25 protein-coding genes are annotated in these 25,076 nt (G+C 57.5%); 5 read left to right on the plus strand and 20 right to left on the minus strand.

Features of this window, described 5'->3' with window-relative positions; all coding sequences use genetic code 11:
- The first annotated feature begins 50 nt into the window (after positions 1–50).
- A complete protein-coding gene (locus tag AC2D8V_RS09905) occupies positions 51–1,358 on the plus strand; it encodes an ATPase (RefSeq protein ID WP_484733362.1) in 1,308 nt (435 codons plus the stop codon).
- 192 nt (positions 1,359–1,550) lie between these two features.
- Here the strand turns inward: AC2D8V_RS09905 and AC2D8V_RS09910 are convergent, their stop codons facing one another.
- Positions 1,551–3,962: a methyl-accepting chemotaxis protein gene (locus AC2D8V_RS09910; protein ID WP_484733363.1), complete on the minus strand. Its 2,412-nt coding sequence runs from the start codon at positions 3,960–3,962 to the stop codon at positions 1,551–1,553.
- A gap of 121 nt (positions 3,963–4,083) precedes the next feature.
- Between AC2D8V_RS09910 and AC2D8V_RS09915 the strand changes: the two genes are divergently transcribed.
- From AC2D8V_RS09915 to AC2D8V_RS09925, 3 genes are read left to right on the plus strand one after another with little or no spacing between them, the layout of a single operon-like run.
- Complete coding sequence (locus AC2D8V_RS09915; protein ID WP_484733364.1) at positions 4,084–6,537, plus strand: ligase-associated DNA damage response DEXH box helicase; 2,454 nt, start codon at positions 4,084–4,086, stop codon at positions 6,535–6,537.
- 57 nt (positions 6,538–6,594) lie between these two features.
- Positions 6,595–7,257, plus strand: coding sequence for a ligase-associated DNA damage response endonuclease PdeM (gene pdeM / locus AC2D8V_RS09920; RefSeq protein ID WP_484733892.1), 663 nt, complete (start codon positions 6,595–6,597; stop codon positions 7,255–7,257).
- Positions 7,258–7,266: 9 nt separating this feature from the next.
- The gene (locus AC2D8V_RS09925) at positions 7,267–7,686 is read left to right on the plus strand and encodes a PaaI family thioesterase (protein ID WP_484733365.1); all 420 of its coding nucleotides are present in this window, start codon (positions 7,267–7,269) and stop codon (positions 7,684–7,686) included.
- A gap of 143 nt (positions 7,687–7,829) precedes the next feature.
- Here AC2D8V_RS09925 and folD read toward each other — a convergent pair whose 3' ends face one another.
- The 18 genes from folD to ruvC form a co-directional block, all read right to left on the minus strand.
- Positions 7,830–8,732 (minus strand): bifunctional methylenetetrahydrofolate dehydrogenase/methenyltetrahydrofolate cyclohydrolase FolD, encoded by a 903-nt coding sequence (gene folD, locus AC2D8V_RS09930; protein ID WP_484733366.1) that lies wholly within the window; start codon positions 8,730–8,732, stop codon positions 7,830–7,832.
- 10 nt (positions 8,733–8,742) lie between these two features.
- Positions 8,743–9,216, minus strand: a complete 474-nt coding sequence (locus AC2D8V_RS09935) for a hypothetical protein (RefSeq protein ID WP_484733367.1) — start codon at positions 9,214–9,216, stop codon at positions 8,743–8,745.
- Positions 9,217–9,312: 96 nt separating this feature from the next.
- Positions 9,313–10,989, minus strand: coding sequence for a formate--tetrahydrofolate ligase (locus AC2D8V_RS09940; RefSeq protein WP_484733368.1), 1,677 nt, complete (start codon positions 10,987–10,989; stop codon positions 9,313–9,315).
- 144 nt (positions 10,990–11,133) lie between these two features.
- On the minus strand, positions 11,134–11,730 hold the full coding sequence (locus AC2D8V_RS09945; protein ID WP_484733369.1) for an MOSC domain-containing protein: 597 nt from the start codon (positions 11,728–11,730) through the stop codon (positions 11,134–11,136).
- Positions 11,731–11,844: 114 nt separating this feature from the next.
- On the minus strand, positions 11,845–13,767 hold the full coding sequence (gene ftsH, locus AC2D8V_RS09950) for an ATP-dependent zinc metalloprotease FtsH (protein WP_484733370.1): 1,923 nt from the start codon (positions 13,765–13,767) through the stop codon (positions 11,845–11,847).
- Between the two features lie 80 nt (positions 13,768–13,847).
- Positions 13,848–15,095, minus strand: coding sequence for a tRNA lysidine(34) synthetase TilS (gene tilS / locus AC2D8V_RS09955; protein ID WP_484733371.1), 1,248 nt, complete (start codon positions 15,093–15,095; stop codon positions 13,848–13,850).
- A 4-nt stretch (positions 15,096–15,099) separates the two neighbouring features.
- Positions 15,100–15,972, minus strand: a complete 873-nt coding sequence (ybgF, locus tag AC2D8V_RS09960) for a tol-pal system protein YbgF (protein ID WP_484733372.1) — start codon at positions 15,970–15,972, stop codon at positions 15,100–15,102.
- A gap of 4 nt (positions 15,973–15,976) precedes the next feature.
- A complete protein-coding gene (gene pal / locus AC2D8V_RS09965; protein ID WP_484733373.1) occupies positions 15,977–16,495 on the minus strand; it encodes a peptidoglycan-associated lipoprotein Pal in 519 nt (172 codons plus the stop codon).
- Between the two features lie 91 nt (positions 16,496–16,586).
- On the minus strand, positions 16,587–17,915 hold the full coding sequence (gene tolB, locus AC2D8V_RS09970) for a Tol-Pal system beta propeller repeat protein TolB (protein ID WP_484733374.1): 1,329 nt from the start codon (positions 17,913–17,915) through the stop codon (positions 16,587–16,589).
- Positions 17,912–19,030 carry an energy transducer TonB gene (locus tag AC2D8V_RS09975; protein ID WP_484733375.1) on the minus strand — a complete coding sequence of 373 codons (1,119 nt, stop codon included), beginning with the start codon at positions 19,028–19,030 and terminating at the stop codon, positions 17,912–17,914. Before AC2D8V_RS09975 ends, tolB begins: the two co-directional genes overlap by 4 nt.
- A 6-nt stretch (positions 19,031–19,036) precedes the next feature.
- A complete protein-coding gene (tolR, locus tag AC2D8V_RS09980; RefSeq protein ID WP_484733376.1) occupies positions 19,037–19,528 on the minus strand; it encodes a protein TolR in 492 nt (163 codons plus the stop codon).
- A gap of 3 nt (positions 19,529–19,531) precedes the next feature.
- Positions 19,532–20,227 carry a protein TolQ gene (tolQ, locus tag AC2D8V_RS09985; protein WP_484733377.1) on the minus strand — a complete coding sequence of 232 codons (696 nt, stop codon included), beginning with the start codon at positions 20,225–20,227 and terminating at the stop codon, positions 19,532–19,534.
- A 98-nt stretch (positions 20,228–20,325) separates the two neighbouring features.
- Positions 20,326–20,724 (minus strand): tol-pal system-associated acyl-CoA thioesterase, encoded by a 399-nt coding sequence (ybgC, locus tag AC2D8V_RS09990; RefSeq protein ID WP_484733378.1) that lies wholly within the window; start codon positions 20,722–20,724, stop codon positions 20,326–20,328.
- Positions 20,721–21,086 carry a nuclear transport factor 2 family protein gene (locus tag AC2D8V_RS09995; protein WP_484733379.1) on the minus strand — a complete coding sequence of 122 codons (366 nt, stop codon included), beginning with the start codon at positions 21,084–21,086 and terminating at the stop codon, positions 20,721–20,723. The genes ybgC and AC2D8V_RS09995 overlap by 4 nt, the downstream gene beginning before the upstream one ends.
- A complete protein-coding gene (locus AC2D8V_RS10000; RefSeq protein WP_484733380.1) occupies positions 21,083–21,709 on the minus strand; it encodes a hypothetical protein in 627 nt (208 codons plus the stop codon). Before AC2D8V_RS10000 ends, AC2D8V_RS09995 begins: the two co-directional genes overlap by 4 nt.
- Before the next feature lie 51 nt (positions 21,710–21,760).
- Positions 21,761–22,780, minus strand: coding sequence for a Holliday junction branch migration DNA helicase RuvB (gene ruvB / locus AC2D8V_RS10005; RefSeq protein WP_484733381.1), 1,020 nt, complete (start codon positions 22,778–22,780; stop codon positions 21,761–21,763).
- Positions 22,781–22,807: 27 nt separating this feature from the next.
- Positions 22,808–23,476 carry a Holliday junction branch migration protein RuvA gene (gene ruvA / locus AC2D8V_RS10010; protein ID WP_484733382.1) on the minus strand — a complete coding sequence of 223 codons (669 nt, stop codon included), beginning with the start codon at positions 23,474–23,476 and terminating at the stop codon, positions 22,808–22,810.
- Positions 23,473–23,976, minus strand: coding sequence for a crossover junction endodeoxyribonuclease RuvC (ruvC, locus tag AC2D8V_RS10015; RefSeq protein ID WP_484733383.1), 504 nt, complete (start codon positions 23,974–23,976; stop codon positions 23,473–23,475). Before ruvC ends, ruvA begins: the two co-directional genes overlap by 4 nt.
- Positions 23,977–24,311: 335 nt before the next feature.
- Here ruvC and AC2D8V_RS10020 point away from each other — a divergent pair, with 335 nt between their 5' ends.
- Entirely contained in the window at positions 24,312–24,530 is a 219-nt protein-coding gene (locus tag AC2D8V_RS10020) for a DUF1127 domain-containing protein (RefSeq protein WP_484733384.1), read from the plus strand.
- 156 nt (positions 24,531–24,686) lie between these two features.
- On the opposite strand, the gene AC2D8V_RS10025 is transcribed toward AC2D8V_RS10020, so the two are convergent.
- Positions 24,687–25,031: a hypothetical protein gene (locus tag AC2D8V_RS10025; protein ID WP_484733385.1), complete on the minus strand. Its 345-nt coding sequence runs from the start codon at positions 25,029–25,031 to the stop codon at positions 24,687–24,689.
- Positions 25,032–25,076 lie beyond the last annotated feature (45 nt).

Genomic DNA, 25,076 nt, shown 5'->3' on the forward strand with positions numbered 1-25,076 from the left:
ATTAATGCGCGCTCACGCGCGAGATCGATCAGGTAATTGAGGCACGCAAAATGAACATGCAAACCGCCAACATCATGGCCCCGCCGGCCCCTAACCGGCTGGAAGACATGAAACTTTCGACTGTTATGATGCGCGACATCATTCTCAAAACCATGTTCCGTAAAAACGTCGACATGGTGACTGATCTGGCAAAAGCGGTGTGCCTGCCGATCCCAGTGACGCAAGAGCTTGTGGACTTGGCGCGTACCCAAAGGCTCTTGGAGGCGACAGGTACGCTGAATGCCAACAATGGCAATGAGATGGGCTACCAACTGACCGAACAGGGAAAGGCGCGTGCACTCGACGCACTTGCGCAGTCAGAATATTTCGGCGCTATGCCTGTGCCGCTCGAAGTTTATCAGGAACAGGTCAAGCGCCAGTCGATTCGTAACATTCAGGTCACCCGCGATCAGTTGACTGGCGCGATGGGCCATCTGGTTTTGCCTGACATGCTGTTGGACCAGCTTGGGCCAGCGGTATCTGCCGGGCGTTCGATCCTGATGTATGGCCCGCCCGGAAACGGTAAGTCTTCGATTTCGAACGGCATCCGCGACGCGCTTGGTGACAATGTCTATGTGCCCCGCGCAATCGAATATTCCGGTCAGGTCATTACTGTTTATGACCCGATTGTGCACGCCGCTGTGCCGGAAGAAGCAGAAGACCCAAATTCTTTGCGCAAGCGCAAGGGTTTTGACGCGCGCTATGTGAAATGCGAGCGCCCAACCGTCATTACAGGTGGTGAATTGAGCCTCGACATGCTCGATCTTGTGTACAACCCTACAGCGCGAACTTATCAAGCCCCGCTTCAGTTGAAATCAACCGGTGGTATTTTTATTGTGGACGACCTTGGCCGTCAGGCGGAACCGCCGCAGGCGCTGGTCAACCGATGGATCGTTCCGCTTGAGGAAAGCAAAGACATTCTGGCGCTGCAATCAGGTGAAAAATTTGAGGTGCCGTTTGATACGCTTGTAATCTTCTCTACCAACTTTCACCCAAATGAAATCTTCGACCAAGCGGCCCTGCGCCGGATTTTCTTCAAGATCAAGATTGACGGTCCCAACCAGGAAAACTTCCTCAAGATCTTTGCAATGGTCGCCAAAAAGCGCGGCATGCCGCTTGATGAAGCGACCTTGGTGCATCTGCTCAAGGTGAGGTACCCTGAGATCGACAATGTCTATGCGAACTATCAGCCAATCTTCCTGATCGATCAGATGATCTCAATCTGTGAGTTCGAGGGCATTCCCTATCAAATGTCACCAGACCTTGTGGATCGGGCTTGGGCCAACATGTTTGTGAAAGACGAGACAATCGTTAAGTAGTCAAAGTTGGATCGCGTAGGGACCCGTCGCTCGGGTCTCTGCGCTGCGCAACATTCTGGCAAGGGATATGGTTGTCCGTGTCCTGTAGGTAAGGCAATTACCGCGCGCGCTTACGTCTCAATTGCCTTTTCATTAAACCAGTACAAACGCGCTTCACAATTCAAGCCGCACATATACCTTTTACGCAAAACACTAAGCCACAGCACGATGCCTGGATGCGCTCGTCGCATTGCCTTCAACGCGGAATGTTTCCACCTGCGTTTTCAATGCTTGCGCTTCTTGATCCAGAACTTGGGCGGATTGGTGCGCTTCGTCGATCATTGAGACATTTCGCTGTGTTGAACGGTCCAGCGCTTCCGTCGCTTCGGCGACTTGGTCAATATTTCTACCTGCATGTTCGAAGGTCGTTGTGATTTCGCCAATCTGTTCAGAAATACCGCGCATTTCCTCGACAACGGTGTTTAGCGAGTTCGCAGTTTGATCCACCATTTCAACACCACGCTGCACGTTTTCAGCTGACGCCTCAACCAATGACGCGATTTCGTTCCCAGCTTCGGCGCTACGCTGCGCGAGCGCGCGTACTTCAGTGGCGACCACGGCAAACCCGCGACCGGCCTCGCCGGCACGCGCAGCTTCTACGCCTGCGTTCAATGCCAGCAGATTCGTCTGAAACGCGATTTCATCAATCACACCCAGAATTTTCACGATGCCTTCCGAAGAGGTTTTTATCGCCTCCATCGCCTCGATTGTTTCCGCGGCCACTTTGCTTTCTTGGGCTGCACTTCCCGAAACCTGTACGGCATTATTTCGCACATCTTGCGAAGATTGCACCGCAGATTGAACCAGTTTGGACATGTCCTCTATGGCTTTTGCCGTTTCGCGCAGCATTTTGGCGTTCTCGTCAGAGCGTTGCGACAAATCCCGTGTGGCACCGGCAATTTGGTTAGATGACGTGCTAACGGTTTCGGTGCCTTGTGTGACCCGTGCCAATGTGGACGACATATTGCTCGTCGCATCCTTCACCGCATCTGATATTTCCGCAAAGATACCTTCAAAGTTACCGTCAAGTTGATAGGTCATATCTCCTTGTGCCATATGTGCCAGCGCCTGCTTTATCTCTTCAAGGCTGGTCGCCACACCTTCGCTGATCCGGTTCAACCCATCCGTGATCTCTGCCAGCGCGCCGGTTTTTCCCTCGACGGACAACCGTTGGCTGAAATCCCCCTTTGCACAAGAATTTACCATCTGAGAAAGCTCTGAAACGTAGGCGTTCATTTGTGCTTGCTCTTCTCGCGCGGCACGTGCCTCTTTCTCCGCGCGCTTGGTTTCCGCCAGTTGATGCGCTTCCTTCTCCGCCCGTACCGCTTCTTCGGACTCGCGACGCACTGCGATCGATTCTTTCTCTCTTTCCTTGGCTTGAATTACGCTTTCACGGAAATGATTGATCGACCACACAATCCGTCCCAACTCCACGGGGCTGTCGTTCGGCAATACAGCGTCTTCTTCCCCACGCGCCAATCGGTCGCCTGCATCAGATATTTTTCGAACCGACTGCAACATGTTGCGGGTGATGAACCACATCAAAAACAGTGCCCCGCCGAAAGCAATAAGTACTCCTGCGGCAACCAGAGCAAACACAGAGGCAGTTCGTGTCAGAACTGTTTTGCTCGCCGCAGTCACCTCGGCAATCAAGGCATCTTCAAGTTCCTTGAAAGCATTAATCCGCACAGTAGTTGCACCAAAAAAATCCTGTGCACTGGCGCCTTGCAAATCGCCGGTCTCGACTGACTGTATGGCGATTGAACGCATCCGGCGAACATCATCCGTTGCGGGCAAAGCATCAATGTCACGCAATGTCTGCACCCAACTTGGCCTCGCGAGCTTTTCAAACCGCGAGATTGCAACGCTCTGGCGCGTAAGCAACTCTTGCATCAACAACAACCGGTCGATCGTAAATTGCCCGGCAGCATAGCCTCCCGAACCGATTGCCCGTTCTATACCGGAAAACTCTTTGACGGTTAAAAGGGCTTCCAATGCAGCAACTTCGCTGGCGATAAGACGGTTTTTTGAAAACCCGCCAATTCGCCCGATTGCCTCCATCATGTCAGCGTTGTGCACGGTATAATGCCCCAACGCATCCGGCGTGGCGATTGCTAAGCTGTCAACTGAAGCACGCAAAGACGCGCGGTTGTCCAGCCCTGCTGAAACCCGCTGCAAAACCTTCCCCAATTCATCTTCCACCTGACGACCAAGCTGTTTAAAGTCTGTCAGAAATGCCGCCGCCGCCTGATCTGTCAATCGGCGCTGTTCGGCTAACTCACTTTCAAATCGCGCGCCTTCACTGCTGAGAAAGACACTCGTTGCGCCGCGTTCTTTCTGCTGCTCGTGAATAAGCGCACTCATTGACGAGATAAGCTCCTTTTGCTGAAAGACACTTCGCGCGCTCAGAAACTCACGCCCCTGACTGATCATCAGAACCGCCGAAACGACGCAGGCGAATACTAATGGGACCATGACGGATACGGTCATGCCACGCTTCAGACTACTCAACAAATACCGCATTCCGTTCTCCAAATACCGTACCGGTGTGTCGTAGCGATACACGTGACTCCTTACGAAATCCTTGCTGACCAACTTGTTGTCATCCACAGCTTTCTGCTCTTCTGAAACATCCCGGGATGTCTGGGGGCTGGCCCCTAGCCACACATCCGCTATCTTCTTTTACATGGTTCACCTACCTGACAGTTTCGTGCAGTGGTTTGACAGCCGTGGATGGTCAATCCATCCGCACCAAGAACAAATGCTGGCGCGCGCTGAAGCACCGGCACTGCTGCTAATAGCACCCACTGGGGGCGGCAAGACACTTGCAGGTTTTCTACCAACTCTGGTCGATCTTGCACAAAAACCGCATGTCGGCTTGCACACTTTGTACATTTCTCCCCTGAAAGCACTGGCAGCGGATATCAAGCGGAATCTTACCACCCCGGTGACCGAAATGGGCCTGCCCATCCGGATAGAAGACCGAACCGGCGACACGTCGGCGAACCGTAAGAAACGACAACGCGCAGATCCGCCACACATCCTGCTGACCACCCCTGAAAGCCTCGCCCTGCTCACGTCATACGAAGACGCACCTCGCATATTTCAAGGTATCAAACGGGTGATCATCGATGAGATTCACGCGTTGGCCGAGAGCAAGCGAGGCGATCAACTGTTGCTTGCTCTCGGACGGTTGCAGGGTATGTGCCCGGAACTCAAACGCGTGGGCCTGTCTGCGACAGTCGAAGATCCAGCCGCCATTGCGCACCTGCTTGCGCGCCACCCTGACCCGTGTGAGATCCTGATGGCGGACCCCGGCCCCGCTCCGGACATTTCAATGTTAACCACAGACGAAGCGCCACCGTGGTCGGGTGGAAACGCCGCATACGCCATTCCAGCAGTGTTGGAGGAAGTCAAAAACCATACCACCACCCTTATTTTCCATAATACCCGGGCGCAGGCCGAAATCTTCTTCCACAACCTGTGGCTGGCAAATGAAGAAAGCCTGCCCATCGGCATCCACCATGGGTCTCTTGACCGCACGCAAAGAGAACGCGTCGAGGCCGCCATGGTGCGCGGTGACCTGCGCGCAATCGTCTGTACAGGAAGCCTCGATCTCGGGATAGATTGGGGGGATGTCGACTTGGTGATCCAGATCGGCGCGCCCAAGAACGTCAAACGTCTGGTCCAACGGATAGGGCGGGCCAACCACCGCTACAATGCCCCTTCCAAGGCGCTGCTGGTGCCTGCGAACCGTTTTGAAGTTGTCGAATGCCGCGCAGCCCTCGATGCGGTGCGCGCCGGCGACCTCGACGGTGACCCGCGCGGGCGCGGACCCCGCGACGTTCTCTGCCAACACATTCTCATCACCGCATGCGCCGGTCCTTTCGACGCCGAGACCTTGTACAAAGAAGTCGTGACCGTTGGCGCTTATGCCTCTCTGTCGCAAGCCGAGTTTGATGATTGTCTGGATTTTTGCGCTACCGGTGGGTACGCCCTGCGGGCCTACGATCAATGGAAACGGCTGATCCAGCGCGATGACGGGTGTTGGCAACTGCGCGACCCTCGCGCCGCCCGGCAGATCCGAATGAATATCGGCACCATTCAGGACACCGACACACTCAAGGTGCGCTTGAAACGCAATCGCGGCGGCAAGCCGTTGGGCGAAGTCGAAGAGGGATTTGCCGCAACGCTGACACCGGGCGATACCTTTCTGATCGGCGGTCAGATCGTGCGCTACGAAGGCTTGCGCGAAATGACAGTCGAAGTCAGCCGGAACGCCGCGAAAAAGCCGAAGGTTGCCACGTTTCTCGGCACCAAATTTGCAACCTCCACGCAGTTAAGTGCCCGCGTTGTAGGCATTTTCCAGCAAAAATCATGGCCGGAGCTGCCGGCACATACAGCGGACTGGCTGAAACTTCAGCGCGACTTCAGCCAGTTGCCAAAACCCGGTCGACTGCTCATCGAAAGCTTTCCGCACGACGGGCGCGCTCAAACCGCGATCTACGGCTTTGCGGGACGCAACGGCCAGCAGACGCTTGGGCTTTTGCTAACCAAACGTATGGAAGAACTCGGCCTCAACCCGCTAGGGTTCGTCGCAACCGATTATGCGACCCTGATCTGGGGGCTGGACGAGGTGCAGGACCCCGCGCCCTTGTTCGAAATCGACAACCTGCGCGATGGGCTAGAGACATGGTTGGCGGGCAACGCTGTCATGAAACGGACATTCCGCGCCGCTGCAACTATCGCGGGGCTCATCCAGCGCAACTCGCCGCAGGCACGCAAGACCGGACGACAGGCGACGTTCAGCTCTGATATTCTCTATGATACCTTGCAGAAGTATGACCCGGACCACCTGCTGCTTGACATCACCCGGGAAGAGGCACATCGCGGGTTAGTGGATTTTGGCCGCATCGAGGAAATGGCGCAGCGGGTCGCAGGGCGTATCGATCACAAGATACTTCCCCGTGTCAGCCCGCTGGCGGCACCCATGTTGCTGGAAATGGGGCGGGTGCCGGTCAAGGGGGCTGCAGAGGAACGGCTGCTCGCCGAAGAGGCGGATAGGCTGATGCAAAGTTCGGGCCTTGCAACGATCACGCCGCCACCAAGCGCGACCCCGAAGTGGCGTGTTGGGTGGTAGGCCCCTTGCCAATTTGCGCGCGCAGCGCAATGTAGAGGCACCATGCACGAACAAACCATGAACCGGCACGAATTCACCTTTTGCGGCGCCACCCTGAGCGCCCTGTCCTCTGGTGCGCTCTGGTGGCGATCCCGTGGCTTGCTCTGTGTATCTGACCTGCATCTGGGTAAAGCGGAACGGGTAGCCCGACGCAGCGGTCAGTCTCTGCCGCCCTACGAGACCCGTGATACCCTCGGCCGGTTGAGCCATGACCTTGAAGCAACCAAGGCAAAAACTGTCGTTTGCCTCGGGGACAGCTTTGACGACCTGACAGCCGCAGATGCACTTCCCGAGGAAGAAAAGCTATGGATTGCCCGCCTCCAAGCTGGTCGCGAATGGATCTGGATTGAAGGAAATCACGATCCTGGCCCTGTGGAATTCGGCGGCACGCATCTTGCGGAACTGATCCGCGACACGCTGACGTTCCGCCACATCGCGACCCCTGACGCCAAGGGTGAAATTTCGGGTCATTATCACCCCAAAGCACGGCTCATCACCCGTGGCCGCACCATCACCCGCCCCGCGTTTCTGGTCGATGAAACACGACTTATTCTGCCCGCTTACGGTACATTCACCGGCGGGCTACACAGCAATCACGCGCAGCTTGACGCATTGATGGGGGCACGTGCTCTTGCCATCCTGACCGGACCTGTGCCTACCTGCATTCCTATGCCACGTTAGGAGACGGAGATGGATCCAGAGGCTCGCACCCGTATCGAAAAGAGCTTCGCCGCGCAGAGCATGATGACGACTCTTGGCGCGAAGCTTTCCCGCGTCGCAGATCAAGATGTCGAGATCACCGCGCCCCTCTTACCTGGCAGCTTGCAACAGCAAGGCTTTGGTCATGCAGGGCTGACTTTCTCTATCGGAGACAGTGCTGCGGGTTATGCAGCGCTGACCATGCTCCCGATGGAAAGCGAAGTTGTAACGGCGGAGTTAAAGATCAACCTGCTCGCACCTGCTCGTGGTGATTTGTTGGTTGCACGCGGACGAGTGATAAAACCGGGGCGACGCCTCGTTGTGGTGGCAGCAGATGTCTACGCCCGCGACAAAGGCAATGAGACGCTTATCGCCGTCATTCAAGGCACAATGGTCCCCGTACCCGCTTAAAAGACAACGACCCAAGCGCCCATCGGCCCGTCTGAGATCACGTTGCCTGCGCCTAAAAAGGTCAGATGTCACTGCAAAAACGCAAGCGAACCGGTTCTCGCGGACCAAAGAAGATATGGGGCCCAACCAGCCCCTTGCCGGCTTCAGGCAGTAAGCCCCTCTGGCTCTGCCAGCCCGTTGGCCCGGCAACAGGCAGTAACCGTATTGGCCAGCAGGCATGCGATGGTCATCGGCCCAACACCGCCAGGCACCGGGGTTATCGCGCCGGCGTTGGCTGCGCAGCTTTCGAAATCCACGTCACCAACCAGTCGTGTCTTGCCCTCGCCACGCTCCGGCGCGTCGAGCCGGTTGATACCAACATCGATGACAGTGGCGCCGGGCTTGATCCAGTCGCCGGGAACCATCTCTGGGCGGCCAACAGCTGCGACCACGATATCAGCGCGCCGCACCACTTCTGCCAAGTCCTTGGTGCGAGAGTGCGCGATGGTCACAGTGCAGCTATCCCCCAACAGCAGTTGCGCCATGGGCTTGCCCACAATGTTGCTCCGCCCGATAACCACGGCATCCATGCCAGAAAGTGACCCGTGATGATCCCGCAGCATCATCAGACATCCCAGCGGCGTGCATGGGACCATGCTTTTCTGCCCAGTTCCCAACAGCCCTACGTTGGAAATGTGAAAGCCGTCCACATCCTTAGCGGGAGAAATACTGTTGATCACCAAGTCCTCATCAAGATGATCCGGCAACGGCAACTGCACGAGAATGCCGTGTATTTCGGGATCAGTGTTCAACTGCTCGATCACTGCCAGCAAATCAGCCTCAGACGTGTCGACGTCCAGCTTGTGCTCCACCGACTTCATGCCAGCCTCAACAGTCTGCTTGCCTTTGGACCGCACGTATACCTGACTGGCAGGATCTTCACCCACCAGCACGACAGCCAGCCCGGGGGTGATCCCATGCTCTTCTTTCAGGCGGGATACGTGCACGGCAACATGCTCGCGTACACGCGCTGCAAAGGCTTTTCCGTCGATCAGGGTGGCTGACATGTCTTTCATCCTACTGTCTCACAAAGTTGACCCGATGCGCCCAGTTCTCGCCATCGCTGATCACCAACTCATCGAATTGCATCAGTTGCAATAGATCGAAGAACGTCGCTACGTACTGCAACTCTTCTTCGCGGAAAAATCCGCCTTTTCTGACGCTTACAGTGAGTTGGGCAAGAATGGCACGCGCCCGGTAAGGGGTTTTGAATACTTCGTCGTCAAGGGCAACGAGGATCAGGGTTTTTGAATCCGAACCTTTTGAAAAGAACACGAAACGAGGGCTTTCCGGTGCTTCGAGTTGTGCGGAGGTCAGCACATTGACAAAATCGATGCGTACGGCTTTGCCAGCACCCTGGCTGGCCCGCACGACCCGGTCAAAATTCTCTTCCGAAGTGATCTCGGGGTAATAGTAGCCCTCGTACCGTTCTTCGGCGGTCGCCACGGTTGCCATCATCACAGCCGCCAACAGGGAAATCATTCTGATCATAGGTGCATTCCTTCCTTCAGGTCATTCGGCAGGCTAGCGGCGGGAAGTGGCCAAGGGCAAGCAAATTGCCCGATGGCGCTGTTGTCTCAACCTGGCTTAGAAGAGACCTTCGACGTCGCCGTCGGCGTTGAGCTTAATGGCCTCTGCTGATGGTACGCGCGGCAAACCGGGCATGGTCATGATCTCACCGCAGATTGCGACGACAAACCCGGCCCCTGCACTCAGGCGCACCTCACGGACCGGTACGGAAAAGCCATTGGGTGCGCCACGGCGATCAGGATCAGTTGTAAAGCTGTACTGTGTTTTCGCCATACAAACAGGAAGGTTACCATAACCCTGCGCTTCCCAGTCTTTCAGCTGATTACGCAGTTTTTGGTCCATCAGAACCTCATCAGCGCGATAGATCCGCTTGGCGATTGTGTCGATCTTGTCAAACAGGCTCATCTCATCGGCATAGATGGGTGCAAAATTCGCCATATCTGCATCTGCAATCTCTGCCACCTTGGTCGCGAGATCTGCCGAACCTTCCGATCCCAGCTCCCAGTGCCGCGACAAGATCGCTTCGGAACCATGCTCGGCCACATAGTCCTTGACCGCCTGCACTTCGGCGTCTGTGTCCGTGACAAAATGGTTAATCGCGACGACAACTGGCACGCCAAACGATTTGACGTTCTCAATGTGGCGACCAAGGTTCGGGCAACCCTTCTTGACGGCTTCGACATTCTCCGCTCCCAAGTCTGCCTTGGCCACGCCGCCGTTCATCTTCATTGCACGAACGGTTGCGACGACCACGACGCATGACGGGGCCAACCCGGCCTTACGGCACTTGATGTTCAGGAATTTCTCGGCACCAAGGTCGGCACCAAATCCGGCCTCTGTCACCACGTAATCGGCCAATTTCAGCGCTGTGGTCGTGGCGATTACCGAGTTGCACCCATGTGCGATGTTCGCGAACGGACCGCCATGCACGAAGGCTGGGTTATTTTCCAGTGTCTGCACAAGGTTTGGCTGCATGGCGTCCTTCAGCAGTACGGTCATTGCGCCATCTGCCTTGATGTCGCGCGCGTAGACCGGAGATCTATCGCGACGGTAGGCAACGATCATGTCGCCCAGTCGTTTTTGCAGGTCAGCCAGATCTTTGGCCAGACACAGGATCGCCATCACCTCGGACGCAACGGTGATGTCAAAACCGGCTTCGCGCGGGAAGCCATTTGCAACGCCGCCCAGAGACGCGGTGATTGTACGCAAGGCGCGGTCGTTCATATCAACCACGCGGCGCCAGACAACACGGCGGGTGTCAATCTCCAGTTCATTGCCCCAGTAAATGTGGTTGTCGATCATCGCCGACAGCAGGTTGTGCGCTGAGGTGATCGCGTGAAAATCGCCCGTGAAGTGGAGGTTCATTTCCTCCATCGGTACGACCTGTGCGTTGCCGCCTCCCGCAGCGCCGCCTTTCATGCCGAAGTTTGGCCCCAGCGAAGCTTCGCGGATGCAAACTGCAGCTTTCTTGCCAATGCGATTCAGGCCATCGCCCAGACCTACTGTTGTTGTGGTCTTGCCTTCGCCAGCAGGCGTCGGGTTGATCGCAGTAACCAGAATGAGTTTGCCATTCGCGTTCCCTTGTACCGAGTTGATGAAATCCTGACTGACCTTTGCCTTGTCGTGGCCGTAGGGCAGCAGGTCATCGCTGGAAATGCCCAGCTTTGCACCAATCTCCTGGATAGGCAGTTTCTTGGCTGCGCGCGCAATTTCAATATCGGTTTTGAAGGCCATGTGAGAATCCCCTGATGCGCCGGTTGGCGATGTTGCTTGTGTTTGCATACATCTGTGCGCCGTTCGGTATGAGGGGCAATTCCGACATTTTCGACACTCGTTGCGGCGGCATTGGCCGCAATCGTTTCTTTTCGGAAACGAATGTTACCCACGCGCTGTGTCGAGGTAGGCCCAAACGGGCTGATCAGGAACATGCAAGGTGACGATGTCGCCAAGCTGAACACGTCCTTCCCGCTCTACCCAAGCTGTCACACCGCGCCGGTTTTCCGCGGCCGGTTTGAAACCATGGCCGAGGACAGAATGGTCTTTGGCGATATCACGTGACAAGTAGGTGCAGGGCCGGTTTTCCATGTCCACAACCAGAGAGGCGCCATCGGGCATCTGAAGCCGCGATGAGGGTGGCACATGGGTAAAGTCGGGAATGCCTTTGATCACCATGCTGGCCCCCAAAAGCGCAGGGTCAATTTCACCCACTCCAGTTGCCCGTGCGATCTCGTCGAGATCTTCTTGCGACAGCACGGTCAACTGGCGGACATTGCGGATTTCTGTACCTCTTGGATACTGTGCAAGCGTCCGGCTGCAGGCACGACGTGTCAGCCCACTGTGCATCTCGCCTTCAACACCGGAGAAGGACAAGACTGACTGAGACAAAACCTCCGAACGGAGGTTTTCTTGCTGGTCTACAACCCGCCCCAGCCAAACGACCTCGGCTTTGAATTCTGTCGGCTTTAGTGCAGGCATGCTCTCCCCTCATGAAAGCTCTGGGGTGCATTTTGTGCCGGACAGGGGCGAAAGAAAAGGCCCCGCTGAAGCGGGGCCCATGATTTTCTGTGATCTTCAGATAGCAAGTGCTGATCAGGTAGAAGGTTCCGGCTCCATGCCGCCGTCGGCGGCCGGTGGCTTTTTCTTGGCTTTCGCCTTTGGAATGCCGGTTAGTGACGGGGCCGATCCGCTATCTGACTTGTCTTCTTCGTCAGCGGGCGGCACGGGTGGCTCGCCATTCATCACGCGCTTGATCTCGTCACCGGTGAGGGTTTCAAACTCGAGCAAACCTTGAGCAAGCCGCTCCCACTCCTCTTCGTTTTCGAGGATGATTTTGCGGGCCCACTCGTACCCTTCCTGGATAAAGCGCTGCACCTCTTCCTCTATCAATTCCTTAGTATTGGCAGAGACCGAAAATCCGGCGGTGTTCCCCTGATAGCCTTCAGCAGCTTCGGAGTAGTCAATATTACCCACCTTTTCGGACATACCCCAGCGCAGTACCATGGCACGGGCCAGTGCGGAGGCTTGCATGATATCGCCCGCAGGTCCGTTAGAGACAGCTTCCGCACCGTATTTGATGATTTCGGCCGCTTTACCGGCCATCGTCATCGCAAGACGCTGGTGGCATTCGTCCTTGAACATATTCAGACGATCCATCTCGGGCAGGCTCATCACCATACCCAAAGCACCACCACGCGGAATAATCGTGGCTTTGTAAACCGGATCGCATTTCGGCAGCTTGATACCCACCAGAGCATGCCCCGCCTCGTGATACGCGGTCATCTCTTTTTGCTCTGGCGTCATGACCATGGAGCGGCGTTCGGCCCCCATCATGATCTTGTCCTTGGCACTTTCGAAGTCGATCATCGTGACGAAACGCCGACCAACACGTGCAGCGCCCAGAGCGGCCTCATTCACAAGGTTGGCAAGATCCGCACCGGAGAAACCGGGGGTGCCGCGCGCAATGATGCGCAGGTCCACGTCAGGACCAAGCGGGGTCTTTCTGGCGTGTACACCAAGGATTTTCTCACGGCCTTTGATGTCGGGATTGCCCACGGTGACCTGCCGGTCAAACCGGCCCGGGCGCAGCAGCGCAGGGTCAAGCACATCTTTCCGGTTGGTCGCAGCGATGATGATGACGCCCTCATTGGCCTCGAAACCATCCATCTCTACCAGCAACTGGTTGAGCGTCTGTTCCCGCTCGTCATTACCGCCGCCATAGCCTGCACCCCTGTGCCGGCCCACGGCGTCAATTTCGTCGATAAACACGATGCAAGGCGCGTTCTTTTTCGCCTGCTCGAACATGTCACGCACGCGAGACGCACCAACACCAACAAACATTTCCACAAAATCAGAACCGGAAATAGTGAAGAATGGCACACCAGCCTCACCCGCGATGGCTCTGGCCAAAAGCGTCTTACCGGTGCCGGGAGGGCCCTCTAGAAGCGCACCTTTCGGAATCTTGCCGCCAAGCCGCGAGAATTTCTGTGGATTGCGCAGAAACTCGACGATTTCTTCGAGTTCTTCCTTGGCCTCATCGATGCCTGCGACGTCATCAAATGTGACACGCCCATGCTTTTCGGTCAGCATTTTGGCCTTGGACTTGCCAAAGCCCATCGCGCCACCTTTGCCGCCGCCTTGCATGCGGTTCATGAAATAGACCCACACCCCGATCAACAGCAGGAATGGCAACAACGACATCAGGAAGGTTTGGAAACCCGATTGCTGCTGCTGTTCCGCGCGAACAGCGATGTCATTGGCGATCAACAACTCGGTGATTTCGGCGTCCGTTGGCTTGATCGTTACGTAATCCGTTCCGTCAGACTGGCGAAAGCGCACCTGCTCTCCATCCAGTGTCACATTACTGACCTCACCGGACTCAACCGCGTTGACGAATTCCGAATAACTGATCTCTCGGCTCTGCATTGTGCTGCCCGGGCCGCTGAAAAGATTGAAAAGCGCCAGGATCAGCAGAAACAGAACAACCCAAAAGGCGATATTGCGTGCATTTCCCAAGGAAAATCTCCTAATACTGCGCGAATTGCGCATCGGTATCATACCATGTTGTGCCTAAGATAGACACTCAGCGCACTACTTCAATGCGCGAAAACGGCATCGAGCAGGGACGACTTGTCACGTTTGAGCACTGCTTGCCATGTACCGTCTGTTTTTACCAGAGGGGCGGCAACAAGATTTTCGCCCTGCCACACGGCGGGTGTGACAGATAAAACTGCGCGAGGAAGCCCCAAAGCGCGCCAGTCGCCACACGCTGCCAAGCCGTTCACGCCCAAAGGACCAATGCGACCATCTGAAAGCGCGACCCCGCCTGCTAGCATCCAGCGCTTGTCCCACGTGCTTCCCAGCGGAACAAATTGTCGCTCAATTGCATTCAATTCGCGACTGATCCACAGATTGTTTCCCTTCAACACAAGCAGGCATCCGTCAAGCGTGGCCGACGAAGCCTCTGTAAGACGCTCCAAAACACCGTCCAGCGCACGCGCGCGCGGCGGGTACTCGGCCCGCGACACCCAACGCAAACTGGCTAGTACAACACGGCGCAGGATATCGCGCGGCGCATCGCAAAGCCCAGTCCAGTCGATACGGATGGCGCCACACTGCGCCGTTACGAGGCGGCGTGCGGCCTCTTGGGTCTGGTGTTCCAAAGCATCCCGTGCCGCCTGCATGTTGGCTGCGACCTGTGCGAGTGCCGCGGCGTCCACGCCTAGCGGCGCAAGCGCCTGCAGGGTTCGGCGGGCTTTGATACGGTCGAACTGCAGGTCATCGTTTGACGGGTCATGCGCCCATCCGATCCCGCGATGGGTCAACTCTTGCTGCAACGCCGCCCGCGGGACGTCCAAGAGTGGCCTGATCCAGATCACTTCACGATCACGCTTTTCATAACGCATGGCGCTCAACCCATCGACACCGGCTCCCCGCGCGAGGCGCATCAAAAGAGTTTCAGCCTGATCGTCGCGCGTGTGTCCCAGCGCAATGTGCCTGATGCCTTTGCTGCCTGCCCAATGCGCCATCAGATCATAGCGTGCACGGCGCGCGGCATCTTGCAGGTTGCCTTGCCCTTTCCATGCATCCCACTGAAGGGTTTGATGCGAAACACCAAGCGGGGCGCACAGCGCGGCGACATCCCGCGCTTCCTGTGCCGCTTCCGGGCGCAATCCGTGATCAACGGTAACAGCATGCACGGCGGTGCCGCGTTGCTTTGCTATGTCGGCAACAAGATGCAAGAGCGCGAGGGAGTCGCTGCCGCCCGAGACGGCAACGCCAAGTGGCTGGGAGTGGTCAGTTGGCAAATGGTGCGCAACCTGCTCAGCAAGCCCCGTCGCCATCGCCTCAGGAGCAGGAAAGCGCGGCCCGCGCCTCATCCGCTTGTGCTGCAGCGGGCGCGCCCGGGAACCGGATACCTACCTCGCTGAGCGTGACGCAGGCTTCCGTTGTTTGCCCCAATGCACCAAGGCTCCGACCCAGACGCAGCAAAGCGTCCGGCGCAATCGGGCCTTCGGGTGCGGCGCTGAAACTCCCAAGGTAAGCACGCGCCGCTTCGCGGGTATTGCCAAGCGCTTCAAGTGCTTCGCCGCGGCCCAGTTCTGCGCCAGCCGCTAACGGGCTGCCCGGATAGCTGGCAGAGAATTGCGCGAACTGATCCGCAGCTTCCTGATAGCGGCCCTCCGCGAGCGCCGATTGTGCACGTTTGAAGTCTTCTTCTTCGACCACTGCAAGCTGTACTCCGCCGCCTGCGATGGCACCGGCACCGATGCCCGCACCGACACCCGATGCAGGCGGCGTTACCGCTGCGATCTGATCGCCCCCGGTCGCAGCACCTGCAGGCAGATCACCGCCCAAGGTAGAGGTCTCGCCCAAAGTGCTGATGTCTCCACCTTCCAATTCGACGAGACGGAATTCCAGATCGCCGATCCGGTTTGTGCCATCCTCGACAATACTGTTAACGCGGAATTCAAGCTCTTCGGTCTTGGAGGTCAGACGCTGCAACTCGCTTTCGATCACAGCCATCCGATCCAGTACGGTTTCGCCTCCGGTTTGGACCGAGGCCGTTCCAGTGGTGGAAAGCTCGCGGCGCAAACGTTGCACCTCAACGTACAGTACCGTGAGTTCCTGCCGGATATCCGCAAGGGTCTGATCGCTCTGCGCCACCGCGCCGCACGGCGAGAGAGCCACGATCATGGCGAAGGCTGTCAGAACACGCATCAGATCAGCTGCTCAGACCACTGGCCAGCACGGTGACGGCGCGGCGGTTTTTTGCGTAGCATGCTTCGTTGCTGCAAATCTCAATCGGGCGTTCCTTGCCGTAACTGACAGTACTCAGACGGTTCCCTGCGACACCCCGCGACACCAGATATTCGCGCACGGCATTCGCGCGACGCGCACCCAGCGCCACGTTATATTCGCGTGTACCCTGCTCGTCTGCGTGACCTTCTATCACGGCGGTGAAATCCGGATTAGACGTCAGCCATGTCGCCTGTCCGTTCAGGGTCAGTTGCCCGGCCTCGGACAAAGTGGATTCATCAACCGCAAACAGGACGCGATCGCCAACTGTCTGGTTGAAGTACGCCGCAGAAGTCGGGTCATTCGCGCTCCCCGGAACGATCGGGCCACCGCCGGCTCCTACGCCTCCGGCACCGCTGCCATCAGCGCCAAAGCGCCCCGGGTCTGTACAGGCCGCCAAAGCCAGCCCGGCCACCAGAAGAACGATATTTCGCGTTAGTTTCATGCTCTTTGCCTCTTTTGGTCAAAAGGGTTTTTATAGTTAGGTTAACGATATCACAGCGCCCGCCCGTTGAAAACGGGCCAACGCATCACAATCACGGCTGCAGCGGTGACCACGCAGGGTCCGAACCGCCCTCCGGCGTTTGCACCGGGCGCAAATTGCGCCCCGTAATGTCCACGGAATAAAGCGAACTGCGCCCGCCCTCGCCTTGGGTTTCGCGGGTAAACATGATGACGCGGCCGTTCGGCGACCAGGTTGGTCCCTCGTCAAGAAAGGAGGCCGTCAACAGCCGTTCTTCTGACCCGTCAGTACGCATCACACCGATATGAAAGCGGCCGGCATTCTGCTTGGTAAAGGCGATAAGATCGCCGCGTGGTGACCAAACTGGTGTCCCGTAACGCCCGGGGCCAAACGAAATCCGCTGTGCCTCGCCGCCGCGCGCGGACATGACATACAGCTGCTGCGATCCTGACCGGTCACTTTCAAAAACGATCTGGCTGCCGTCCGGCGAAAAGCTCGGCGCGGTTTCAATGGCAGGCGTTGAAGTCAGACGCGTAACATTGCCCCCGCTCACAGACATGGCGTAAATATCCGTGTTCCCGCCCTGGCTAAGCGAATAGACGATCGTATCACCGTCAGGCGCAAAGCGTGGCGCAAAACTCATCGTTCCTTCCTGGCTTTCCAGCACGCGGCGCTGAACGGAACCCACATCCAACACATAGATGCGCGGGAACCCCGTCTCGTAACTGGTGTAGAGCACGCGTTTACCATCAGGTGAAAACCGGGGCGCAAGAACAATTGAACTGCTATCCGTCAGATAGCGAACATTTGCACCATCATAATCCATGATCGCCAACCGTTTTTGACGCGCGTTCTTGGCGCCAGTCTCTGAGACGTAGACAACCCGGCTATCGAAATATCCGCCCTCACCTGTGATCCGGCTGTAAACTGCATCAGCCACTTTGTGGGCCATGCGGCGCCACCCTTCGGTTGTACCACTGAATTGAAGGCCGGTGCCCATCTCAGCGTCGGAAAACACGTCATACAGCCGGAACTTCACGGTCATTCTGTTGCCTTGAACTGACACCGCCCCCGTAACCAGTGCCTGCGCATTAATCGCTTTCCAGTCCGCGAACTTAACTGGCGCATTGAAATCACTGACGTTGCTGATGAAGGCTTCACTGCTGATTTGACGAAACAGTCCCGTTCCGATCAGGTCCGACGCGATCACTTGGCTGATCTGTGCCGCCAAACCGCTCGCATCGGCGTTCTCTGCTTGGAAAACGGGCAGCGCAAAGGGCAGCGGCTCGATGACCCCTTCCGTAATTTCGATCCGCAATGGCCCGTCTTGTGCGTATGCCGGCGCGGCGTGAACAGCGCCCAAGGCCATGCAGGCTGATAAAAAGATAGAAAGAAGTCTCATTTGACCCGCATCCTTTCAGGATTGAACGTCATCTCTATTTCGCGCCACTGCCCATATTTTTCGACCGGCAGTTCGTAGCCGCGCGCGCCACAGCGAATAATCGCACGCCGTGCCGCTTCGAATGCCTGACGGGCCGCGGCCTCGGTACCACCCGTGTAAGAGGTCAGCGCAATACTGGGTACAACTGGTTTGCCATCCTGCGTCATGGAAACCGTGACAACAACCGTTGTTCCCAGCGCATCAGTGGAAAGTGATCCCACGTTCCAGCAACTTGATACCGCCACGCGCAGGCTTTCCTTCTCGCCCGCAGACAGAGGTGGCCCCTGCGGGACAGACGCAGTGCCTGTGTCACCTCCCAACGCTTCGGCCAGCGCGGAGTTGACGGCATCTTCTGTCGTTGCAGGCGGCGCATCCGGAGCCGGTGTTGACTCCGGAGCGGGCGCCGCAGTTTGCACAGGTGGTTCTGGTCGCCGTGCGGGTGGCCGTAGTGAACGTGTCGGTGCGGCCGAAGGGCGCTCTGCTTCGGTGACAATTTCGGTGGCCGCAGCTTCGGGGGCTGTCGCGTCTGCGGGCTCCTGCTCGCTCTCGCCCCTGTCGTCTTGCGCCACAGCTTCCTGAACCACATCATCTGGCAAAGCTTCGGGATCGGGTTGTGCCACAGCTTCGGGTGCGACACGCTCGGCGGCTTCCGGAACCGGAGTGTCGCTGACCTCAGGCACATCCACATTGATTTCGGCCGAAGGCAGAGCAAGTATCGGCGCCTGATCGGACACATCTGCCGGCGGCGGCAGCGGTGTGATCTCAGATACATCAGGCGGCGCTTCCGCGTCAGGCGAGGCCGCCGCTTGCGGTTGTTGGAGATTGGGTTGCAGATCCACGTCCGAAGTCACCTCGGGCGCGCCTGCCTCTTCGTCCGGACTTGCCGGTTGCGCGACCTCTGTGATTGATTGCGGCGGCTGTGCTGCATTGACCAGCGCCTCATATTCGGCACCCGATATCACCGCAACATCCGTGGCTTCAAAGGGCAAAGGCTCGGCGGCGAATACATTACCAAGGGCCAACCACCCCAGCAAAGCAAGGTGGCCGGCACCCGAGATATAATGCCCCGCGTGCACGCGGTTCTACCGATCCGCCGCGGCGGGGTCTGGCCGCCCGTCCATCGTCGGGCCACCGATATCGGTCACCAAACCAATGTTGGAAAAACCACCAGCGTTCAACGCGCCCATCACCTCCATGACGCGGGCGTAAGGCACAGCGCCGTCGGCGCGGAGGAAAATCCGGTCTGATGTCCGTTCCGCCGCAATCGCACGCAGTTTTGGCACCAATTCGTTTCCGGCAATTTCTGTTGTCTGTATCTGGATCGCACCTTCTGCCGTAATGGTGACGGTCAGTGGCTCTTCCTGATCGGTTGGCAAAGCGCCCGCGGCAGTTTTGGGCAATTCGACCGGCACACCGACAGTCAACAGCGGGGCGGCGACCATGAATATGATCAGCAATACCAGCATTACGTCGACAAACGGGGTAACGTTGATCTCGGCCATTGGCTGCGCCCGCGACACCCGTCTGCGACGCTTGCCTCCCCCGTCCGCTTTCTGGATGGTTCCCGCGCCCATCGGTCAGCTGTCCAGTTGGCGGCTAAGGATGGTCGCGAATTCGTCTGCAAAGGATTCATACCCGTGCAAAATACGATCCGCATCCGCGCTGAGCTTGTTGTAAAAGATCACCGCAGGGATCGCGGCCAAAAGCCCAAGACCCGTGGCAAGCAACGCCTCGGCAATCCCCGGGGCCACGACGGCAAGGTTCGTGTTCTGCTGCTCGGCAATTTCAACAAAGGCATTCATGATCCCGATCACCGTGCCGAACAGGCCGATAAATGGCGCTGAAGATCCAACTGTGGCAAGTACCGTCAGCCCGCTGCGCAGGTAATCGGCCTCCTTGTTGATCGCCACATCCATTGATCTGTCGATCCGTGACGTGGCGCCCGCAATCAACCCGCCATCTTCGCGGTGCGACCGCTCCCATTCCATCATCCCGGCTGCAAAGATCTTCTCTGCACTATTGGACGGCGCAGGCCCCACCGTTTGGAAAAGTGTATCCAGTGGCTCACCCGACCAGAACGCCTGATCAAAGGCCGCAGCTTCGGCCCGCGCTTTGCGATAGGTCATCAGCTTTATGACAATTATGGACCACGACCAGAACGAGGCCACGATCAACATTAACATCACGATTTTTACGATTAATGTGGCGCGGGCAAACAACCCGAAAAATGAGAAATCAATCTCATGCGCCACTGCCAGCGTTTCTGCTTCCATGTGCCTGCTCTTTGCTCAATACACCCGGGGCTCATTGGTTGAACCTCCATTAGGCTGCAGGTTAAACCAGCAACAGGCGAAAAGCCATCACTATGGTGTTACCCGGAAGCAGAAAGCGGCAGTGAGCGGAGTTTTGCTGGCAAACGGGCGGGTCGCCCACCCGCGCCAATGCACACGATCGTCACGTCTGCCTCAAACAACAAGTTGTCATCACGGTAGAGCTTTTGCGCCATGACCATGCGCGCTGCAGTCAGCTGAGACAGGGTTGTGCGCACTTCCAACTGGTCATCAAACACCGCCGGCAGGTGATAATCGGCCTCGACGCGGCGGACGGCAAATACCACACCGTCCGATTTCATGGCCAGCTGATCAATTCCGATCTGGCGCACCCAGTCGCTGCGTGCCCGCTCGATGTAGCGCAGATAGTTGGCGTAATAGACAATCCCCGCCATGTCGGTGTCTTCATAAAAGACCCGGATTGGAAACGTGTGGCTCATGTCTCCTCCTTGAGCGGGGCGTGGCAGGCCGACGCCCGATCCACCAGCCCATCTTCGCGAAACTGAAGTGTCTCGGCCGCAAGGATACCCTTGTGATTGCGATAGGTAATCACGACCGTGTCATGACCGGCGAAAACTTCCGTCACCTCAAAATGTAGATCCGGCTGGCGTGACAAGGCGAGCGTCCAATAGGCGCGCAGCGCCTGAAGGCCAACAACCTCGCCGGTTCCCACAAGGTCCAACGCCTTACGCGATCTGAATACGATATCCGGTGCGTAATGCATCAGGATGCTCTCGATGTCGCGACTGTTCCACGCAGCGGCCCAGCGCTTTGCAAATACCATTGCGTCGGAAACTGTCACTGCATCAACCCGATACGCGCAGCCAGACGTATCGCATGGCTTGGGTCATCCGAAAACGCCGGCATGACCGGGTCATAGGCTGCCCTGATAAGTGCCGCGATATCCGGCCTCAGAACAGTTTTGTCCTCCACCTGCGCCAGAGGCGAACGACTGCGGAATGCAACGTCCGACCACAGCAACACCGATTGGGCAATCTGGCTCAGCGCAAGTGTTCCCGCCGGTAGCGCTTCCAGATGCGAATCCATGCGCAGGAAAACGAAACAAGCCTTGATCGCACCCGAATTATCAAAGCGAAAGATACGGTACTGGTTTGCATCGCTCTTCTCCAGACGGTCCACCAGCGGCCCCAGATCAGGAATGAGACGGTCCAGTCCGGGAACCTCCGGCAACTCCTGCCAAGACCGGAAAAAGAACACCATGAAATTGCTGCCAAGCTCAGGATCGGTTTCAGACATCTTGTGCCCCGACAGGACCATGACCGCCTCCAGCGCCCCTTTGACGACAGACAAAGTCTCGTCCGTTACACCAAATATCACAGGCGCGATCGGCCGGCCCCAGCGTGCGAATGCATATTGGCCGTCACCACGGGTAAACAGCGCCTCGACCTCACTTTTATCCATCATTGGTTTCGTTGACCTCAAAATATCCCCGCGGGAGGCACTATATCAGACACGCTAACCAAAAAGGTCTTGCTGGCCCTTGGGCGCGGTAAGCCCAAGATGCGACCAGCCCTTTTGCGCCAGCGTGCGGCCGCGCGGGGTGCGCTGTATCAGGCCCTGCTGCAACAAATAGGGTTCGATAACCTCTTCGAGCGCATCGCGGGCTTCGCTCAGGGCTGCGCTCAAGGTTTCCACGCCGACGGGACCGCCACCATAATTTTCCGCAATCAGCGACAGATAACGCCTGTCTGCGCCATCAAGCCCGAGATTGTCTACGCCCAAACGGGTGAGCGCCATATCGGCAAGGTCCCGGGTCACACGACCGTCTCCTTCGACCACGGCAAAGTCCACCACACGCCGTAACAGGCGCCCTGCAATGCGCGGCGTCCCGCGCGCGCGCCGCGCAATCTCTCTGGCACCGCCACTGTCTGCCGGCGCTCCGAGTTTGCGCGCGTTACGATCCACAATCGTGAAAAGCTCATCTTCCGTGTAGAACTGCAGCCGGGTCGGAATGCCAAAGCGATCCCGCAGCGGGGTTGTCAGCAACCCCATACGTGTGGTCGCCCCCACAAGCGTAAAGGGTTGCAATTCGATCCTCACCGTGCGCGCGGCCGGTCCTTCTCCGATGACCAGATCAAGCTCAAAATCTTCCAGCGCCGGATAAAGCACCTCCTCAACCGCGGGATTGAGCCGGTGTATCTCATCGATGAACAGCACGTCTCGTGCATCAAGGTTCGTCAGGATTGCCGCCAGATCACCGGCTTTTGCCAGTACAGGGCCACTTGTCATGCGGAAATTGACCCCGAGTTCACGGGCCATGATTTGCGCAAGCGTCGTCTTTCCCAAGCCCGGCGGCCCGTGAAACAGCGTATGGTCCATCGCCTCGCCACGCTGCCGTGCAGATGCGATAAACACGCGCAGATTGGCGCGCGCCTCTGCCTGACCGACAAAATCATCCAGCATTTGCGGGCGCAGCGCCCGGTCCATATCTTCCGGCAGCACATCTGGTCGGACGGTGGGGTCGATGTCGCTCACATTGCTTCCTTCACTGATCGCCCCTGTCTACTGCTTCGGGGCCAGCAGTTTCAACGCCGCTCTGATCAGTGCGGGCGTATCCGCTTCCGGCACGTCCCCCGAGGCCTGCGCGACCGCACTGGCGGCATCACCCGGTCCATACCCAAGATTACCCAATGCCGAAAGAGCTTCAGCTTGTGCGGATACTGTCGCCAGCGACGCGCTCGACGTGGTCGGGGCTGCGGATACATCCGTCACAGGCTCCAATACCGCGTCGGCGTCCGGCTGGGCGGTACCGCCGCTCATGGCCATGACACCCGGTGCCTTGTCTTTCAAATCAAGCACGACCCGTTGCGCGATCTTCGGCCCCACGCCTTTGGCCGCCTTGACCGACGCCCAATCGCCCAAGGCAATCGCCCGGCTTACACCGTCAGCCCCCAACGTGCCAAGGATTGCCAAAGACGCCTTGGCGCCTACACCTTGCACCGACGTCAGCAACCGGTGCCATTCTTTCTCGACCAAGGTGGGGAAACCATAAAGTTGCAACAAGTCTTCCCGGACAGCCAGATCGGTGTAAAGCGCAACCGCCTCGCCCGGCCCCGGCAGGGCGGCAAGGGTACGATCCGAACAAAACACAAGATATCCCACACCCCGTACATCAATGAGCACGTGGTCCGTTGCCTTGTAATCAAGCCTTCCGCTGATCTTGCCGATCATCCGACCGCCCTCGCAACAGCGGCGCCGAACCTTGAGGCCGCGCCATGATGCGCATGACAAATCGCAATCGCCAAAGCGTCAGCCGCATCAGCGCCTTGAACCTCTATCCCTGGAAGCTGCATGCGCACCATATGCAGAACCTGTGCCTTGTCCGCATGCCCCACACCGACAACCGTTTTCTTGACTTTGTTGGGGGCGTATTCGCCGACCGATAGCCCTGCCTGCGCAGGCACGAGCATCGCGATCCCACGCGCCTGCCCCAACTTTAGCGTGCCGGCGCCATCCTTGTTCACAAAGGTCTGCTCCACAGCAGCGGTGTCCGGGGCGAACAGCGCCATGATATCCGTCAGCTGCGTGTAAAGTGACAAAAGCCGGTCAGCGAGGGTTTCTCCCGCCGACGTGCACACACCGTTGGCAACATGTGACAACCTGCTTCCGGATACATCAATTACGCCCCACCCGAGGTTTCTTAACCCCGGATCAATACCGATCACCCGCATTAGCGCCCCGCTCTGCCAACCAAATTTGCTTTTTTTTGCTGTTTAGCACGAAAGGCGAACATCCGCCAAGCAATACGTTTTCGAGCCTCCAAACGCCGCGCGAGCGGGTTTGCCCGAAAATGTGGTTCAAAACCGTCGCTCCGAGGTCTGTTTTCGACACTTGTCGTCGTAATTTTTCCAAGTGTTTACGGCGGGTTAACCCAGATAGCCACCTATGCAAAAACTGCATATCAATCATGCGTTTTTTCACCTTGCTGAAAAATGAGGCACATCCTACATGCGCTTCACAACACACCGGCATGACCGGTCAACCCTTCTACTAAAGGACGGCTACAATGGCTACTTTTGACACTTCCCGCACCACTTACGGTTCCGCCACCGCAGCGAGCCGTTTCTTTGCAGCAATCGGCGCTGTTATCGCTTCTGTCGTTGCCTGGAATGACGCCCGCGTCACCCGCAACGCACTGACCGCGCTGACAGATCGCGAACTCGAAGACATCGGCCTGAGCCGTGCAGACATCGAGGGCGTTGCATCGAGCGAAATGAATCGCTGAGCTTTTGCGCCGCGCTACAAGCGGCTCCAAATTCAACGGACCAAAAATCAAGCCGCGCCTTCCAAATGGAAGAGCGCGGCTTTTTTTAACAATCGAAAACCTTGGAGGGACTTTCGGGTACTCAACCGACCGGCAAACGCCGACCGTTACTAATTTCTATCGCGCCCACTGACGCGCAGTGTCCGCTACATAACCGGAAATCGGATCGACCTGCATAATCCAAGCGCCGAAACGCTCAGGACCTGTGCCGTCCCGCAGCGCATCCAGACGGCTTTCATAAGTTGCCGGTCCTACAAGGATCATGGTCACACATTTAAACAGGAAGAATCCCAGCACCACGCCGACGGCAATGCGGGTACGCATGGGCCCTTTTGGATGCTTGGGGGCAACGACGATCAACCCGTCCGGATTGATCTTGGTCACATAACCATTAGCAAGCTCGCGGTGCTTGCGCTCCAGGCTGGACAGTCTTTGTTCAAATTGAGCGAATGCGTCAGACATCCCACTCTCCTGCAGATCAGGCCCCCACCGGATCGATGCATGATA

The sequence above is a fragment of the Roseobacter sp. YIN89 genome (assembly GCF_057219365.1).

Excerpts from the sequence above, each read along its gene's own strand:
- AC2D8V_RS09905 (WP_484733362.1), top strand. The coding sequence starts at position 51 with ATGAACATGCAAACCGCCAACATCATGGCCCCGCCGGCCCCTAACCGG.
- AC2D8V_RS09915 (WP_484733364.1), top strand. The coding sequence starts at position 4,084 with ATGGTTCACCTACCTGACAGTTTCGTGCAGTGGTTTGACAGCCGTGGA.
- pdeM (WP_484733892.1), top strand. The coding sequence starts at position 6,595 with ATGAACCGGCACGAATTCACCTTTTGCGGCGCCACCCTGAGCGCCCTG.
- AC2D8V_RS09925 (WP_484733365.1), top strand. The coding sequence starts at position 7,267 with ATGGATCCAGAGGCTCGCACCCGTATCGAAAAGAGCTTCGCCGCGCAG.
- folD (WP_484733366.1), bottom strand. The coding sequence starts at position 8,732 with ATGTCAGCCACCCTGATCGACGGAAAAGCCTTTGCAGCGCGTGTACGC.
- AC2D8V_RS09935 (WP_484733367.1), bottom strand. The coding sequence starts at position 9,216 with ATGATCAGAATGATTTCCCTGTTGGCGGCTGTGATGATGGCAACCGTG.
- AC2D8V_RS09940 (WP_484733368.1), bottom strand. The coding sequence starts at position 10,989 with ATGGCCTTCAAAACCGATATTGAAATTGCGCGCGCAGCCAAGAAACTG.
- AC2D8V_RS09945 (WP_484733369.1), bottom strand. The coding sequence starts at position 11,730 with ATGCCTGCACTAAAGCCGACAGAATTCAAAGCCGAGGTCGTTTGGCTG.
- tilS (WP_484733371.1), bottom strand. The coding sequence starts at position 15,095 with ATGGCGACGGGGCTTGCTGAGCAGGTTGCGCACCATTTGCCAACTGAC.
- ybgF (WP_484733372.1), bottom strand. The coding sequence starts at position 15,972 with ATGCGTGTTCTGACAGCCTTCGCCATGATCGTGGCTCTCTCGCCGTGC.
- pal (WP_484733373.1), bottom strand. The coding sequence starts at position 16,495 with ATGAAACTAACGCGAAATATCGTTCTTCTGGTGGCCGGGCTGGCTTTG.
- tolB (WP_484733374.1), bottom strand. The coding sequence starts at position 17,915 with ATGAGACTTCTTTCTATCTTTTTATCAGCCTGCATGGCCTTGGGCGCT.
- tolR (WP_484733376.1), bottom strand. The coding sequence starts at position 19,528 with ATGGGCGCGGGAACCATCCAGAAAGCGGACGGGGGAGGCAAGCGTCGC.
- tolQ (WP_484733377.1), bottom strand. The coding sequence starts at position 20,227 with ATGGAAGCAGAAACGCTGGCAGTGGCGCATGAGATTGATTTCTCATTT.
- ybgC (WP_484733378.1), bottom strand. The coding sequence starts at position 20,724 with ATGAGCCACACGTTTCCAATCCGGGTCTTTTATGAAGACACCGACATG.
- AC2D8V_RS10000 (WP_484733380.1), bottom strand. The coding sequence starts at position 21,709 with ATGATGGATAAAAGTGAGGTCGAGGCGCTGTTTACCCGTGGTGACGGC.
- ruvA (WP_484733382.1), bottom strand. The coding sequence starts at position 23,476 with ATGATCGGCAAGATCAGCGGAAGGCTTGATTACAAGGCAACGGACCAC.
- ruvC (WP_484733383.1), bottom strand. The coding sequence starts at position 23,976 with ATGCGGGTGATCGGTATTGATCCGGGGTTAAGAAACCTCGGGTGGGGC.
- AC2D8V_RS10020 (WP_484733384.1), top strand. The coding sequence starts at position 24,312 with ATGGCTACTTTTGACACTTCCCGCACCACTTACGGTTCCGCCACCGCA.
- AC2D8V_RS10025 (WP_484733385.1), bottom strand. The coding sequence starts at position 25,031 with ATGTCTGACGCATTCGCTCAATTTGAACAAAGACTGTCCAGCCTGGAG.